The organism is Silvibacterium acidisoli, from assembly GCA_022870745.1.
Classification (GTDB): Bacteria; Acidobacteriota; Terriglobia; order Terriglobales; family Acidobacteriaceae; genus Silvibacterium.
On record CP085323.1, the window covers coordinates 937,452 to 952,941 of the forward strand.

Consider the following 15,490-nt stretch of genomic DNA (forward strand, 5'->3'; position numbering starts at 1 on the left):
TGCCTGTTCATTTTCTACCCCACCTTCTTCCGTGCAAGGCAGTCAAGCGAATTTCTGCAAATCAAATGCTCGCGATTTCGTCAGGGCGCGACTTCTGTCGCGGTCGCAAAACTCAACTGGTGAATTGCCATCCATGTCTGTGCATACGAGTTCAGCGCATTCAGGGTTGTTGTGCGGTCATCCTGCAACGCGTTCAGATAGTCGACGAGCGCAATACCGCCGTGCTCGTAAGCGAACTGAGCAATGGAAAGCACGTCTTTCGCTTCGTCCAGATAATGACCGTTAAATCGGTCGGACATAGTCTTCGCACCGAGATAGCCTGCCCAAGCCTGGGCTACATCGGAATAGACCTGGGCACGTGCCGCCATTTCCGAGAAGCGGCTCGCCTGGGCTACATCCTTGGCGGTTTCCTTGTTGCCTTGATTGCGGTCGAAGATACGCAGCGGAATGCTCAGATTGAAGCCGGCTGAATTGTATGTGCCGACCCGGTCGTACTCACCCTCGAGAGTTGGGTCCGTTGTTCCATTGGCATATGCCAGTTTCACACCAGCGTCAGCCACACGTATGGCATCCTGCGAAGCTTTGTAGTCGGGTCGGGCGGCCAGTGCCTTCTGTTCGAAATCCGTCAAGGTGCTGGTCACGGGAGGAGGCATGAGTTCGCCCGCAATGTCGAAGTTGTCAGCCACACGTTCGAAGCCAATGAGCGTTTGCAGCTGGTAGCTACTCTGCTTCAGATTCAATTCCGCGCTCGTCTCATCGCTTTCAAATTGCGATAGCTGAAGGTCGAGCCGTTCGTAATCGAGTTTGCCGATGTCGCCTGCGCTGTAGCGTGTCTTGTTGATGTCCAGCTCATGCCGGAAATCTTTGAGATTGTCCTGCGCCAGCTTCAATGCCGCTTTGGCGAGCAACATGTTTGTAAAGGCCTGCTTCACGGAGAGAATCGTCTGCTGCTCCTGCAAGGCATACTGGTCACGTGTCTGATCAGTTGTTGAGCGTGCGCTGTCCAGTCTCCAGCGCCTCTTCTCACCGCGTTCGAACAAGCGTGAGACCTGGACGCTGTAACTGTAGGGCGATGCGGGGTTGGACGCGGGATTACTGACATCGGTACCGACTAATCCGAGGTTCGGATTTGCCCGGACACCTGCCTGAACCTCCTGCGCCTTCACAGAGAGGAGATTTTGTTCAGCCGCGAGAAGGTTCAGATTCTTCGCCTTCGTCAGGCTGATGACTTCTTCGAGCGTCAGAGGATGCGTTGGTCCGGCGGGAGCCACGCGTGCAGCAGGTGCGCTGGGTAACGACGATGTTGTCTGTGCGTGCATGAAAGCATTAGCGGACAACATAGCTGCCGCAACCGACAGAACGCAGACGAGAGGAGCACGACGATTTTGCATTAGTTTTCAAACTCCGTCTCAGGATTAGGCAGCACGTCGCCATCGGCCGCGATCCAGACATAGAGCGTAGGCAGCAGAAAAACATTGATAGCGAGGGCCGCAATAAGGCCACCTACGATCACGATCGCGAAGGGCCGCTGCGAATCCGACCCGATACCATGCGAGGTGGCGGCAGGCAGCAATCCAAGCGTAGCGACCAGCATGGTCATCATGATGGGGCGGAGCCGAAGCACTGCACCCTCCACGGCGGACTCTTCGATACTGCGGCCGCGCACGCGAAGCTGATTGATGTATTCGAGCATGATCACACCTGTCTGCACCGAGACGCCGAAGAGCGCGAGAAAACCAACGCCGGACGAAACGCTGAAGTTAGTGTGTGTAAGCAGCAACGCGAGCATTCCACCCAGCGGCGCCATGGCAACATTACCCATGATGAGCATCGCCCACTTGCCCGACTTAAACATCGTGTAGAGGATGACGAAGATGAGGATGATCGTGATGGGTAGCACCAGCATCAGTCGCCGCGAAGAGCGCTTCTGGCTCTGGTACTCGCCGGCCCAGTCGAACTTGTATCCGGGGGGCAGCTTGACCTGCGCATCCACGTGACGAATCGCTTCTTCAACCGTGCTGCCGAGATCGCGGCCACGCACGCTGTACTTCACGGCAACGTATCGCTGGCCTTCTTCGCGATAGATCTCCTCCGCCCCGTCTTCGGTCTTCACCGTTGTAAGTTGTGCCAGCGAGACGCGTTCTCCAGAGGGAGACAGCAGGCGAATGTTGTTGATGGCGTCCTGAGTATCACGGTATTGCGGCAGATAACGCGCCACAAGATCGTAGCGAGCCTCCTTCACGAGCACCTGACTTACTGCATTGCCACCCACTGCCGTCTGAATCGCATCCTGCACGTCGGCTACATTGATGCCGAATCGAGCAGCTGCTTCACGATTCACCGTGTAATTAAGGTTCGGCTGACCGATCACGCGGAACAGGCCGAGATCGGCAACGCCCTGCACCTTGCCCATCACATCGACAACCTGGTCTCCGAGCTTCTCAAGTGTCTTGAGATCATCGCCGTAGATCTTAACGGCAAGCTCTCCTTTTACGCCGCTTACCGCCTCTTCAACGTTGTCTGAAATTGGCTGCGAAAAGTTCCAGATGACGCCCGGCATCTTTTCAAGCTCGCGATCGATGGCGGAGATGAGTTCGTCCTTGCTTTGGTGAAAGACCGGACGCCACTCGTTCTTCGGCTTGAGATCGACAAAATATTCGGTATTGAAGAAGCCAGTGCTGTCGGTTCCGTCATCGGGACGACCGACCTGGCTCACAACCTGTGTGACCTCAGGGAATGCGGCCATAATGTCGCGCGCCTTGTTTGCAACGGCGACGCCCTCGGATGGACCGGTGCTGGGAGCAAGGGTGCCACGCACCCAGATCGCCCCTTCATCGAGGTGAGGCAGAAACTCCGATCCGATTACCCCGCTGAAGGCGAGGAAGGCCGTCAAGCACAACGCGAGCACTGCACCGCCGACCGTGATGTAGCGGTGCTCGATCGCCCAGGTGGCCGCACGGCGATAGCGATTCGTGAGCCACGTCATCAGCGGGTTGTGCCACTCTTTCGCTCCCTTCGAGAAGAGGAAGCTCGAGAGCACCGGCGCCAGCACCATCGAGAAGACGAGAGCGCCAAGCAATGCAAAGGCTACTGTCCAGGCCATAGGCCGAAAGAGACGCCCTTCGACGGCCTGCAGAGTAAAGATGGGAAGATACGCGGTGATGATGATTCCGATCGCGTAGAAGACAGGCCGCTGCACTTCGTGCGCAGCCTCGCGGATCTGTTCCATCGGGGAGAGATCGCGTTTCCCGCCATTGCGGCTCAGATGACGAACGATGTTCTCTACCATCACCACTGCGCCATCGACGACCATGCCGAAATCGAGCGCCCCAAGCGAAAGCAGGTTGGCAGGAATGTGGCGAAGGTCCAGACAGATGGAGGCAAAGAGCAGCGCAAATGGAATGGTGATCGAGACGATTAGCGCGCCACGCACATTGCCCAGGAAGAAGAAGAGAATGATTACAACGAGGACGATGCCTTCGGTCAGATTGTGAAGCACCGTGTGCGTCGTATAGTGCAGAAGGTCGCTACGATCGAGGAAAGGCACGATCTTCACGCCCGGCGGCAGAATGCGATCGTTCAGCTCTTTGACTTTCTCGTGGATTCCCTCGAGAACCTTATCGGAGTCATCGCCCTTCTGCAGCAAAGCGACGCCTTCCACAACATCGTCATCATCGACGATCTTGCCATCGACCCGATGAATTGCCTTCCCTATTTGCCCGAGACGGATCTTAGGTCCCTGAGCAACAGTGGCAATGTCTTTCACACGCAGCGCGGTGCCGGATTGCGTTTTGAGAACAATGTTTTCGATATCGGCGACGCTGGTGACCAGGCCGACCTCACGTACATTGATCTGCTGCTGGCCCTCTTCGATGAACGCTCCGCCTGCATTTGTGTTGTTGGCGGCCAGCTGCTGCTCAACCTGGCTGATGCTGAGCCCGTAGGAGATCAACTTGTCGGGATCGATCCTTACCTGGTACTCGCGCGTCATGCCGCCGAAGCTCGAGACGTCCACAACGCCAGGAACGGACTTCATCTGTTTCTCAAGCGTCCAGTCTTCGATCGACTTGAGTTCCATGTTGTCGTACTGCGGATTCGTACTTTGGAGCGTGTACCAGTAGATCTGCCCAACGGGGCTCCAGTCGGTTCCGATTTGCGGCTGCAGATTGGCCGGCAGGTTTACCTGCGTGAGCCGCTCCAGCACCTTTTCACGATTCCAGTCGTTGACCGAGTCGTCGTCGAAGATCATCTTGACGTCAGACAGACCGGCCAGCGAAAAGGAACGCAGGTGCTCCATATGGGGAATGCCCGCCATCTGGATCTCGATCGGGATCGTGACCTGCTGCTCCACTTCTTCCGCGGCGCGTCCCGGCCACTGTGTGATCACCTCGACGTAGTTGTTCGCTACATCGGGATAGGCCTCGACGGGCAGGTTATGAAACGAGACGATTCCCCAGGCGAAAAGCAGAATCGAAGCGCCGAGCATGAGCCAGCGATTATTGAGAGCGAAGTCGACGAGTCCGCGAATCATTACTGCTCCGATGAATTCTGCAGCTCGAGCGCCCTCGATACCACCTGCTGGCCCGGGTTGAGGCCAGTGGTAATCTCCTGCAGGTTTCCGGGCAGCATCGCTCCGGCCTGTACGCTGAGACGGCGGAAAGTCCCGTCATTGTTCGGTATGTATACCCAGTCTCTGTCCTGCAGGTGCAGGATCGCGGTTGCGGGAACGACCGTATGCATCTCCGCTCTTCTGCCATGCAGTGTTGCGGTTGCAAACATGCCGAGGCGCATCAGATTGCCTGGATTTTCCACCTGAATGCGAACTTTTGCGGTACGGATATTCGGGTCCAGCACGGCGCCTATATCGCCAATCGTCCCGGTCAGCGTTCGATCCGGATAGGCATTGAGGCGAATGTCGGCAGTCTGGCCAATGTGTACAGCGGAGAGATCGTTTTCGTAGACATCGCAGATGATCCAGACGTGCGAGAGATCGGCAATGGTGAATGCATTCGGTGATCCGGCGAGCGAAACGCCGGCGGTCGCAGCCTCCGTCACATTCTGCTGGATGATGAATCCCGATGAGGGCGCATAAACCTTTACCGTTGCGCCCGGATGATCCTTATCGACACCGAGCACACGCAGTTGCTGCTCGGCTGCTGTCAGGTCTGCCCTGGCGTCGTTTTCACCATCCTCTGCAATCTCAAGCTGGCTCTTTGCGATTGCGCCCTTGTCGTAAAGAATGCGGGCGCGGTCAAGCTGCGTGTTCGTCAGATGCTCGTCGTTAACCGCTTTCAGATACTGATCATAGGCACCCGAGATGTCCGTGCTCTGCACTTCCATCACCAGCTGCCCTTTCTTCACGTAATCGCCCAGACGCACGTGCACCGCAATCACGCGTCCGGAAGCAAGCGAAACGACGGGGATCTCCCGCGAGATATCGGGGTTCACTGTCCCGGTAACATTGAGCGTGGAAGCGGCTTCATGCGATTGCGCTGTTACCAGGGAAAATCGTTCCGGGTGATCGACACGAACGACGCTCACTCCCTGCTGGTGCTCCACGGTAGCCGGTGGAGGCGCCTCCGCTGCGGGATCGCTAGCCTTCCTGCTGCAACCGATGCCCGTCAGCATCAGCGTCATCGCAATTCCTGTTGCAACTTTTTTCCTGCTCACCAGACCTCACGCGCCGCGCTGCCTTGTCGAATTCGAGATCCCCACAGGCGCAGGTATCAATCGAAAGTCGATCTGAAAGCGGACCATTCTCCATCAGAGTCTAGCCGGGTAGGGAGCGACTCCATCCGTATCCTTCGAACACTGACTGTCTATCTTTCGGATACTTCTTGCTTTTTGACTTCTGATGTCCTTGCAAGCCGGCTGTCGCATGCATACGCTGTTTTAAAGGCCCCGCGGCTCAAGAGGGAGGGCTATGGCTACACCCCGTTTTCAAGGCGACCGGCACAAAGTTCTCTTCATGGTCGCCGCTCTGATCGCAGTCATTGCGTTTGCTGACTGGCAGATCAATCGCGAAGTTCCGGTCGGCTTTCTGTACCTGCTCCCCATTGTTCTTGCGAGCCGCGTGCTCACGAGACTGCAAACTGCCCTGCTGGGGATCGGATGTACCTTTCTCGCTGAAACCTTCGATGGCTACCAGTGGACATTGCTCTCCGGTGCGCCCCGTGATCTGCTTTACGCAACAGCCTTCACCGGGATAGGCCTCTTCGCATATGAGATCAGCGCTGGCCGCCGCGCCGCCGTCTCTCACGTATCGCAACTGGAGAATGAAATCCGAGCCAGGCGCGAGGTGGAAGAACAATTGGAGATACTGGTCGAGAGCAGCCCGGTCGCCATCATCACGGTGGATGAGCAGGGTTCGGTGCTACTGGCCAACGATGCCGCGCATCGGTTGTTCGAACTCCAGCAGGGCAATCTTATCGGACACACAATTCGTCCCTTCATGCCTTCGCTGGTCAATATCCCCGATCTGCGCACCGGGCAGCAATCCTTCCGCACCGTCATGCAATGCAAGGGACGGCGGCAGAACGGCGAGATCTTTATTGCAGACGTATGGTTCTCCACTTATAGAACGAACGCAGGCCCAAGGCTGGCCGCGATGATTGTCGATACTTCAGAGGATCTGCGCGACCGCGAAGAAGCCGGCCTCCACCAACTACTCACAGGATCGCGCATACTCATCGGCGCAGTCAGCCACGAGATTCGCAACATCTGCGGAGCAATCGCCCTGGTGCACGAGAATCTTTCGCGTAGCGGCATCCTCGCGCAGAATCAGGATTTCGAGGCGCTCGGCACGCTTGTGATCGCACTGGAACGGATTGCGGCCATGGAGTTGAGGCAGACAAAGAATGAGGCCACGACCGTAGAGTTGCTTTCGTTTCTCGATGAACTGCGTATCGTGATCGGGCCGTCGCTGCGCGAAGACGACATCGAAGCTGATTGGATCATTCCCTCCGCATTGCCCGTCGTATGGGCAGATCCGCACAGCCTGATGCAGGTCTTCCTGAATTTGACAAAGAACGCCCAGCGGGCCCTGGCAAACAGACGCGACGCTCGTATCCAGGTCGTCGCGGTGGCAGAACCGCAACGCGTGCTGATAACCATCAGCGACAACGGGGATGGTGTCAGCAATCCTGAACTCCTCTTCAAACCGTTTCAGGCAAAGGCTACCGCTGCCGGAATGGGCTTATATCTCTCACGTGCCCTGATGCGTTCCTTCGGCGGAGATCTCCGCTATCTTCCCGGCAACGGCGCAAGCTTCACTGTCGAGATTGCGTCTATAGTTGATACAGATGAAAGAAGCCATGGACGAGAAGGTCAGGCTGCTGCTGGTCGATGATCACACTTTATTCCGCGAGGGACTTGCTCGGCTTCTCGAAGCGGAATACGGTCTGGAATTGATTGGAAGCTGCGCCTCTCCTGAAGAGGCTTTCACGATTCTGGAGGCCAGAGGGGTAGACGTTGTACTTCTCGACTTCGATCTGGGAACCAAAAACGGTCTTCACTTCTTCCGTGAGTTTGAGATGCGAAAGTATCCGGGCCGCATTCTCATGGTCACGGCCGGCATGCGCGATGCCGATACGGTAAGTGCCCTGAAGAATGGCGTCGCCGGCATCTTTCTGAAACATAACCCTCCTGCAGACCTCATCACGGCCATACGGCGTGTCGCTCGAGGAGAAACATGGCTGGATTCAAACACCATGAGGGCCCTGGTAGCCGGCAGCGCGGAAGAGGAACGATCCCGCAAAGCCGACTCGCTCAATGACCGGGAGCAGGCAGTTCTGAAGGGCGTATTTGAGGGCCTCACAAACAAGGAAATCGGAGCGAGGCTGAATATCTCCGAGAGCTACGTGAAGGCGTTGCTGCAACAGTTATTCGAAAAGACAGGCGTGAGAACCAGAAGCCAACTGGTGCGAGTCGCCCTGGAACGGAATCTGCAGTAGCGGATGGGGGATTCTCAATGGAGACTCTCTCAAGTTTCGATTGAGGTGTGGCAGCTATTCAGCGCGAAGCGCTTCGACAGGATTGACAGCTGCCGTGCGGCGAGCAGGAAGATAGCTTGCCAACGCCGACGCACCGATCAGAACAATCGGCACGAGCAGAAAAGTCGCTGGATCGACTGCGTTAACGCCGAAAAGAAGGCTGCGCATAAGACGCATGGACATGGCCGCCGCGGCCAGACCCACGGTTGTTCCAATGGCAGTCAGCACCATGGCAGAGCGCACAAACATCCATGCCATCTCACCCTTTCTTGCACCCAACGCCATGCGAATACCGATCTCCCTCGTGCGTTGCGAAACGGCATAGGAGATCACTCCATAGATGCCGAGGACGCCGAGGGCCAGAGCCATGCACCCGGCAATGGCCATCATTACCAGAGTGAATGAGGTTCGGGCCATCGACTCGCTGTAGAAGTCCTGCATCGTCATAATGTCGGCGACGGGCAGACTTGCATTGACTGACCACACCGCCTGCTGCATCTCGTCTAGGAAAGCCTGTGTTCCGGCACGGTGTGTGCGCATCACGAAGTAAGCGTCACGCCAGGCATTCAATCGGTGAGGAACCGGACTATCCGGCATCAAAGCAGACCAGTAAACAGTCGCGGGCGCAACCTGGTTGACTCCGTTCTCGCGCACATCCTCGACCACGCCGATGACTTCATGCCAGGCTTGACCCTGATATTCGCGGAACCGTTTGCCAATAGCAGCCTGTGGCGATCCCCACAACTCGCGGGCAAGGCCTTCGGAAACAATGCCGATCGGTCTCGTTTCATAAATCTCTGCCCACGTGAAGTCTCTGCCCGCGACCAACCGCGTTCCGGCAGTGCGAAAATAGCCGGGCAACACGTAGTTGTAGAGGCGCATGGGTGCGTTGTCACCAGTGGGCTCGGTGCCTTCAACATGGATCGAGTCCCAGTTCGGCTCGGCTCCGCTCATGGGTACGTCGGCGGCAAAGCCGGCAGACGAAACACCGGGAAGTGCAGAAAGCTTATCCAGGATATTGTTCTGCAGGCGCGTTACCGTCGTCGCATCGGCGACGAGCGTCTCTGGGATCGAAATTCGCATCACCTGCAGCGATGTGGGGTCGGAGAAGCCGGGATCCACATTGCGCATCGCGAGGAAGGTGCGGATCATCAGCACCGCACCGATCAGGAGTACAAGCGCCATTGCGACCTGAGCAACTACCAGCAGGTTGCGGCCGCGCTGACGATCGCGGCTGACGCTTGTGTTTCTTGCTGCTCCTTCGAGAGTGAGATTCTGCCGCGAGGGTGCGTAACGGAGAACAGGAATAGATCCGAAGAGCAAGCCGGAAAGCAGCGAGAGCACGAGCGTAAAGCAAACGGACCAGCCGTCCAGCGCTATCTCGTTCATGCGCGGAAGATCCGCCGGCCCGATTGCTGTCAGCAGGCGAAGGCTTGCATAGGCCACACCCACTCCGAGCGCACCGCCAACAAGGCTTAGAGCCACACTCTCAAGCAACAGCTCACGCGCAATCCGCCAACGGCCCGCGCCCAGGGCGGACCGCACGGCAAGCTCCTGCCGGCGAACGTCCGCGCGCACCAGCAGCAGGTTAGCCACGTTAGTACAGGCGATCAACATCACTAAGCCGATCATCGCCATCACCGCCCATAGCACGGTATGGATGCTGCCCACTACGATCTCTTTCAACGGCAGAAACGAAGGTGCAATTTTCCAGCGCTGGTACCAGTGCGAATCGGTACCAGGACCGTTGGTCCAGGTGTCCATCCACACGTTGAGCAGATGTGCCACATCTGCATTCGCCTGTGGAATGGTCACGCCCGGACGCAGGCGTGCGATGCCGTGATAAGCGAAACCCGCCAGGCGCTCGTTGATGGGGTCGAGAGCCATCGGCAGCAGCAGGTCGAAATCGTAGCTCACGATCTTGAATCCGCGCGGCATCACCCCGGCAATCACCCGCGGCTGGGAGTTCACACGGATCGTACGGCCGATCACATTGGGATCTCCGCCGAAGCGGCGTTGCCAGTAGCCGTAGCCCAGCATCACGCGTCCCAGTGCATGCGGCTCCTGGTCCGCTTCCGAGAGCCATTGGCCATGAAGCGGAGGAACATTCAGAGTTTCCAGGACGCCCTGGGAAATCTCCGCTGTCGCGATCTGCTCAGGCTTGGCGAGGCCGGTGATGCTGGCGCTTCCTGGATTCCAGATGCCCAGGGACTGAAAGACGCGATTGTGCGTGGCGAAGGTAAAGTACATCGAGGCCGAAAGGCGCAGCTCATCGCGGAACTCGGCGAGCCCAGGGGCGCCGGGCGCATTCAGGCGAAGCGACACCAGTTGCTGCGGCTGCGGATAGGGCAGCGGTTGTAACAGCACACGGTTGAGCACACTGAAGACTGCAGTATTGGCTCCGATACCGATCGCCAGCGTCAAAAGCACCGTAATGGAAAAGCCGGGAGTGCGGCATAAGCGGCGGCAGATATGCCTGAGATCCGCAAGCAATGATTCCAGCCACAACCACTGCCAGGACTCGCGGCTGCGTTCTTCAAGCAGCGTGACATTACCGAATTCGCGGCGTGCCATGCATTCAGCATCGACACGCGCATGCCCTTCTTCCATTAGCTCGTCTATTCGCTCATCGAGATGTTCGCGAATCGAGACAGAGATATCGTCATAGCGGCGTTTTCTGAAGAGGACGCGAAAAAAGGGTGGCATGTCTCACCTCTTATGCTTTGGCTGCAGCAAGTACGCGATGAAAGCCTGTGAACATCTTCTCGAAGCTCAGAATCTCGCCTTCGAGATGGCGAATACCGGTATCCGTGAGCCGGTAGATTCGCGTAGGACGCCCTTTGGCCGATATCCCGCTTTCCGTCTCCAGCCAGCCCTCTCTGAGCATGCGCTGTAAAGCCGGATAAAGAGAGCCTTCCTCCACCCGGAGCAGGTCATCGGAGACCTGCTTGATATGCTTCACCAACGCATAACCATGCATCGGCCTGAGGCGTAGCGATTGGAGAATCATGACCTCCAGGGCGCCGGGAAAGAGATCACGATGTGCGGGCTTCTTTGCCATGCAAGCAATATTAGCCGCAAATACCTATTTTGAAAATAGGTATTTGCGGAAATATTTGCTGCGGGATCCCGCTTATCCGGAAAGATGCTCCCAGTGTTCTCAGAGTGCCCACCCCATATGAGCAGGATCGCCCCCGGCGACTTCATCGACGGCGGCGCCCCAGCTAACCGCAGGCTACACGCCGCTAAAGATACAGATCGCCATGCGTCAATCTTTCCAGCTCGCCAGCACACATGGCGAAAAGCGATCAGCAACCTTCATTGGTAACAGTCACAAAGACATATAGCTAAGGTAAAGCGAACGCGACTACTGCATCCCCAAGAGACTCCTCAGAAATTGCCTGGTGGCCACCTGCGGCGATCACAACGTATTGTTTTCCATTTACCTCGTAGGTCATTGGCGTCGCGTTTCCAGCAGCAGGTAATGCCGCACTCCAGAGCTCTTCACCAGTCTCGACATTGAATGCCCGAATACGCGAGTCGGTAGTGCCTGCGATGAAAACCAAACCGCCCTCCGTGGTGATTGGTCCCCCCAGGCTGATAGAACCAGGCGGTGTGGAACCGTGCTCGCCACCAAAGCCCCGCATCGAGCCGAAAGGAATTTGCCAGCGGATCGCTCCTTTCGCCATATCGACGGCAGTCAGTGTTCCCCACGGAGGTGCTCCACACGGCAAATCCGATGGAGATTGCAGGAAGCGCCGGCGCATTCCATAAGGAGTGCCGAGTTGCGGCCCATAGTTTCCATCTTCGTTATCGGAATCGGCCTTGTCGCGCGGAATCAATCGTATGCGGGCGATGAGATTGTTCGTGTTCACGATCAGGAGATTATGTCGTGGGTCGAAAGCATAGCCACTCCAGTTCATACCGCCAAGGTTGCCAGGGATTGCCAAAGTACCCTGCACACTGGGAGGGGTGAAGATACCTTCATTGCGGAGCTTTGCCACGGCCTCCCTGCACGCCTTACGATCCGCCGGAGTTGGCCCCCAAGCATCTTCGACCGAAAGGTGATGTGGAACGAGAGAGGGCGGCAAGAGCGGAAAGGGCTGAGTTGGCGAGGCCTTCTCGCCGGGTACATCGCTCGGCGGGACAGCTCGTTCTTCAACCGGGAAAACCGGCTTGCCTGTGTCGCGATCAAGTACATACAGGAACCCTGTCTTATTTCCCTGGATAACAACTGGAATGTTTCTTCCATCTCTCGGCAATGTGGCCAGCAGAGGAGAAGCGGCAGTATCGTAATCCCATAAATCGTGATGCACCAACTGGAAGCCCCACGCCACTGTTCCGGATCTGGCATGAAGAGCCACAACGGAGTTAGCCCACTTGTTATCTCCCGGACGGAGCCCGCCATAATAATCCGGGCTCGCACTCCCAGTGGGAATAAAAACCAGGTCACGCGCCGAATCCACCGTCATAATCGACCAGGCGTTTGCCGCCCCGATATTAGAAGCGGAAGCAACGCCTGATCGACTCCGAGAAATTGGATCCCAGCTCCACCGCAAGGCTCCGGTACGCGCATCGAAAGCCCGTACAACACCTGATGGCATGTCGACTCTATGATTGTCGTCAATAGAGGATCCGACGATGACCATATCGTCGATCGTTACCGGAGGCGAGGTCATGTGATACCAGCCCCAAGTGTGTTGTCCCAGGCCAGAGTGCCGATAGCCCGGAACATTCCGAAGATCTACTTGTCCCGACCCGCCAAAGCCCGGACACGGAGCTCCGGTTCCTGCGTCCAGCGCAATCAATCGGGCATCGAGCGTCGCTTCGAAGATTCGACGCCTGCACATCTTTCCTGCTGCGAGCGACGAGTCAAGCCAGGTAGCTACACCTCGATTGATAAGACCATCTCCATAATCGAGGCTCTGATCGATCCCGGGATCGTAGGACCAGAGTTGTTTCCCTGTCACAGGATCAAGCGCGATAACCCGATTGAAAGGCGTTGTGAGATAAAGCTTCCCGTCCACAAGAAGTGGAGTGGTTTCGAATCCACTTCGTTTTCTACCGTTCTCGCCATTGGAGATGTCTCCTGTATGAAAGACCCACGCGACCTTAAGCTTCTCTACGTTCTCCCGGTTAATTTGAGAAAGAGATGAATGCCGCATACCGCCCGGATCATTGCCGTAGTTGGGCCAGTCCGATTCCGATCCAACCTCGGCTTGGGAGTGGGGGCCAATGTTGATTGCAATCCAGACGAATACGGTAAGACGAGCAAGACGCAGCCATCTTTGAAGTTTCATAAGAAACTACTACGGCGAAAGATATCCCTCGGCAACGAAATGGGGACGACCAGGCCTGCGGCAGGGACCAGGTGGATATTAGCCAACGCTTCGCAACTTGGTATTCGAACCACCCCGCGATTGCGGTAACTTGTATTTACCCGTGCAATCCAATCACCAAGCCGCCGAGAATACCAGCCGCTGGATGCAGCCCGGAATTTCATGGCTCCTCTCGTTCCTCGGATTTACGGCGTTCGGGTTCTTCAATTTTGAATACCGCTACCTCGACAATCTGGCTCGAGGAATACATCACACGTTTGCGATTCATCTCTTCGAAGAGATGACCGGGACATACGTCGGGCTGGCGTTATTTCCTTTTGTGATTTGGGCGATACGACGGTTCCGTATCCGTCGCGACAACTGGCGGATTATGGTGCCGATCAATCTCTTGATCATGTGCGCATTCTCGGTGGCGGACACCACCGGCATGAGCATTGTGCGAAGCCTGCTGTCTCCCTTGTTTGGTCTGGGCCAATACGACTACGGCATCATGCTGTACCGCTATCCGATGGAGTTCGCACAACACGTTCTCTTCTTCTGGTTCGCGGTAGGAGGGATCTACGCATTCGATTCCTACCGCGAGGCTCGCGACCGTCAGGTAGCATCGGCAGACCTTGAAGCGCGCCTTGCCGAAGCACAGTTGCAAAACCTCCAACTTCAGTTACAGCCGCACTTTCTGTTCAACGCCTTGAATACCATTTCGTCCGTGATGTACGACGATGTGCGTCGTGCTGACGCCATGCTGGCGCGGCTCAGCGACTTGCTCAGGCGCACATTGCAGACAGGCCACTCACAGGAAGTTCCTCTTGGAGAGGAACTTGCTCTGGTGAAGAGCTATATCGCGATCATGGAAGAACGGTTTGGAGATCACCTGCAGGTGGAATTTGCAGTGGACCCGCATGTCATGCGTACCCTCGTTCCTCAATTGATTCTCCAGCCACTCGTCGAAAACGCGATGCGCCACGGACGCAACCCTCAAACATCGAAGCTCGCTCTACGCATAGCGGCAATACAGGAAGACAGTAACCTTCTGCTTCGAGTGCAGGATAACGGGCCGGGAATGAGCGTTGATTCCAGCGATCAAATGAGCAAAGGTATTGGGCTTTCAAATACAGAGCAGCGATTGCTCAGTTTGTATGGAACACGTCAGCAGATGCTGCTTGAAAACGCGAATGGTCTTCGGATAACGATCCGCCTTCCTTTACATACTGAGGCAGTATCGATATGAATCCTGCATCTACTCTGCGCGTATTTGTGACGGATGATGAGGCGCCTGCCCGGCGAAAGCTACTGCGCTTTCTTGCTGAAGAGCCGGATGTTGTCATAGTCGGCGAAACGAGTAACGGCCCGGACACGATTTCCGGCGTGCGAGACACTCGGCCCGACCTTATATTTCTGGATATCCAGATGCCAGGGATGGATGGCTTCGAAATTGTCGATGCTCTGGGAGAAGTGAGTCCAAAAATCATCTTCGTCACCGCACACGATGAGTATGCGCTTCGCGCCCTAGAGATTCATGCCTTCGACTATCTTTTAAAGCCCTTCGATCAGACGCGCTTCTCCAAAGTGCTCGCCGATGCGAGGCATGAGGCCGTAAAAGTGAGGCAACGTGAATCGCATGTCGGCCCGCAACATCTGCAAAAAGAGGTCCGCTCGCCACGCAATCCACGATTGCTCGTTGAAGAGAATGGCCGTGGAATACTGGTCGCCTTGAATTTGATCGACTGGGCCGAAGCGGATCGCAACTACGTTAAGCTGCATCTTGGAAGTCACACTTACACTGTGCGCGGAACGATTGAAGGTATAGAACAGAAACTCGACTCGGGATACTTCCTGCGAATCAACCGATCCGCACTGATCCGCATGGATTTCATTGATGAGCTGCAAAAATGGACTCATGGCGAATACCGCGTCATACTGCGATCCGGTCAGACGCTCATGTGGACCCGTCGCTATCTCGATCGGCATTCCGATTTGCTTCGAAAGATTTGAAAGCGCGCCTCTCTGAATGCACGGCCAAGTCGACCGTACAATGCCAGACAAAATCTTTCAGCAGCGCCCTTCCCACGTCGCCGGATCGGAATCGTTAGCCAGACCTGCCGGCAACCTCGGATGTCCGACCCTGCGCTCTACTTTTGCTCTATTTCCTTCACGATCTGT

General features: G+C 56.4%; 10 protein-coding genes. 4 read left to right on the top strand and 6 right to left on the bottom strand.

Annotation, left to right across the window (positions count from 1 at the left end):
- Positions 1-80 precede the first annotated feature (80 nt).
- Genes LJD29_RS03920 through LJD29_RS03930 form a run of 3 tightly spaced genes read right to left on the bottom strand, consistent with a single transcriptional unit; the run spans position 81 to position 5,670 of the window.
- The gene (locus LJD29_RS03920) at positions 81-1,391 is read right to left on the bottom strand and encodes a TolC family protein (RefSeq protein ID WP_446744453.1); all 1,311 of its coding nucleotides are present in this window, start codon (positions 1,389-1,391) and stop codon (positions 81-83) included.
- Complete coding sequence (locus LJD29_RS03925; RefSeq protein ID WP_446744454.1) at positions 1,391-4,531, bottom strand: efflux RND transporter permease subunit; 3,141 nt, start codon at positions 4,529-4,531, stop codon at positions 1,391-1,393. Before LJD29_RS03925 ends, LJD29_RS03920 begins: the two co-directional genes overlap by 1 nt.
- The gene (locus tag LJD29_RS03930) at positions 4,531-5,670 is read right to left on the bottom strand and encodes an efflux RND transporter periplasmic adaptor subunit (protein WP_446744455.1); all 1,140 of its coding nucleotides are present in this window, start codon (positions 5,668-5,670) and stop codon (positions 4,531-4,533) included. The genes LJD29_RS03925 and LJD29_RS03930 overlap by 1 nt, the downstream gene beginning before the upstream one ends.
- A gap of 253 nt (positions 5,671-5,923) precedes the next feature.
- Here LJD29_RS03930 and LJD29_RS03935 point away from each other — a divergent pair, with 253 nt between their 5' ends.
- Positions 5,924-7,348, top strand: a complete 1,425-nt coding sequence (locus LJD29_RS03935) for an ATP-binding protein (RefSeq protein WP_446744456.1) — start codon at positions 5,924-5,926, stop codon at positions 7,346-7,348.
- On the top strand, positions 7,314-7,952 hold the full coding sequence (locus LJD29_RS03940) for a response regulator (RefSeq protein ID WP_446744457.1): 639 nt from the start codon (positions 7,314-7,316) through the stop codon (positions 7,950-7,952). The genes LJD29_RS03935 and LJD29_RS03940 overlap by 35 nt, the downstream gene beginning before the upstream one ends.
- A gap of 54 nt (positions 7,953-8,006) precedes the next feature.
- Here the strand turns inward: LJD29_RS03940 and LJD29_RS03945 are convergent, their stop codons facing one another.
- The 3 genes from LJD29_RS03945 to LJD29_RS03955 form a co-directional block, all read right to left on the bottom strand.
- Entirely contained in the window at positions 8,007-10,697 is a 2,691-nt protein-coding gene (locus tag LJD29_RS03945; RefSeq protein ID WP_446744458.1) for an ABC transporter permease, read from the bottom strand.
- 10 nt (positions 10,698-10,707) lie between these two features.
- A complete protein-coding gene (locus LJD29_RS03950) occupies positions 10,708-11,052 on the bottom strand; it encodes a PadR family transcriptional regulator (protein WP_446744459.1) in 345 nt (114 codons plus the stop codon).
- A 286-nt stretch (positions 11,053-11,338) separates the two neighbouring features.
- Positions 11,339-13,291: a pyrroloquinoline quinone-dependent dehydrogenase gene (locus LJD29_RS03955; RefSeq protein WP_446744460.1), complete on the bottom strand. Its 1,953-nt coding sequence runs from the start codon at positions 13,289-13,291 to the stop codon at positions 11,339-11,341.
- Between the two features lie 130 nt (positions 13,292-13,421).
- Here LJD29_RS03955 and LJD29_RS03960 point away from each other — a divergent pair, with 130 nt between their 5' ends.
- Both LJD29_RS03960 and LJD29_RS03965 read left to right on the top strand, forming a co-directional pair.
- Positions 13,422-14,558: a sensor histidine kinase gene (locus LJD29_RS03960; protein WP_446744461.1), complete on the top strand. Its 1,137-nt coding sequence runs from the start codon at positions 13,422-13,424 to the stop codon at positions 14,556-14,558.
- Positions 14,555-15,322: a LytR/AlgR family response regulator transcription factor gene (locus tag LJD29_RS03965; protein ID WP_446744462.1), complete on the top strand. Its 768-nt coding sequence runs from the start codon at positions 14,555-14,557 to the stop codon at positions 15,320-15,322. The genes LJD29_RS03960 and LJD29_RS03965 overlap by 4 nt, the downstream gene beginning before the upstream one ends.
- Positions 15,323-15,490 lie beyond the last annotated feature (168 nt).

What these genes read in the sequence shown, in the direction of transcription:
- LJD29_RS03925 (WP_446744454.1), bottom strand. Translation starts at nt 4,531, where the DNA reads ATGATTCGCGGACTCGTCGACTTCGCTCTCAATAATCGCTGGCTCATG.
- LJD29_RS03940 (WP_446744457.1), top strand. Translation starts at nt 7,314, where the DNA reads ATGGACGAGAAGGTCAGGCTGCTGCTGGTCGATGATCACACTTTATTC.
- LJD29_RS03920 (WP_446744453.1), bottom strand. Translation starts at nt 1,391, where the DNA reads ATGCAAAATCGTCGTGCTCCTCTCGTCTGCGTTCTGTCGGTTGCGGCA.
- LJD29_RS03950 (WP_446744459.1), bottom strand. Translation starts at nt 11,052, where the DNA reads ATGGCAAAGAAGCCCGCACATCGTGATCTCTTTCCCGGCGCCCTGGAG.
- LJD29_RS03955 (WP_446744460.1), bottom strand. Translation starts at nt 13,291, where the DNA reads ATGAAACTTCAAAGATGGCTGCGTCTTGCTCGTCTTACCGTATTCGTC.
- LJD29_RS03945 (WP_446744458.1), bottom strand. Translation starts at nt 10,697, where the DNA reads ATGCCACCCTTTTTTCGCGTCCTCTTCAGAAAACGCCGCTATGACGAT.
- LJD29_RS03935 (WP_446744456.1), top strand. Translation starts at nt 5,924, where the DNA reads ATGGCTACACCCCGTTTTCAAGGCGACCGGCACAAAGTTCTCTTCATG.
- LJD29_RS03965 (WP_446744462.1), top strand. Translation starts at nt 14,555, where the DNA reads ATGAATCCTGCATCTACTCTGCGCGTATTTGTGACGGATGATGAGGCG.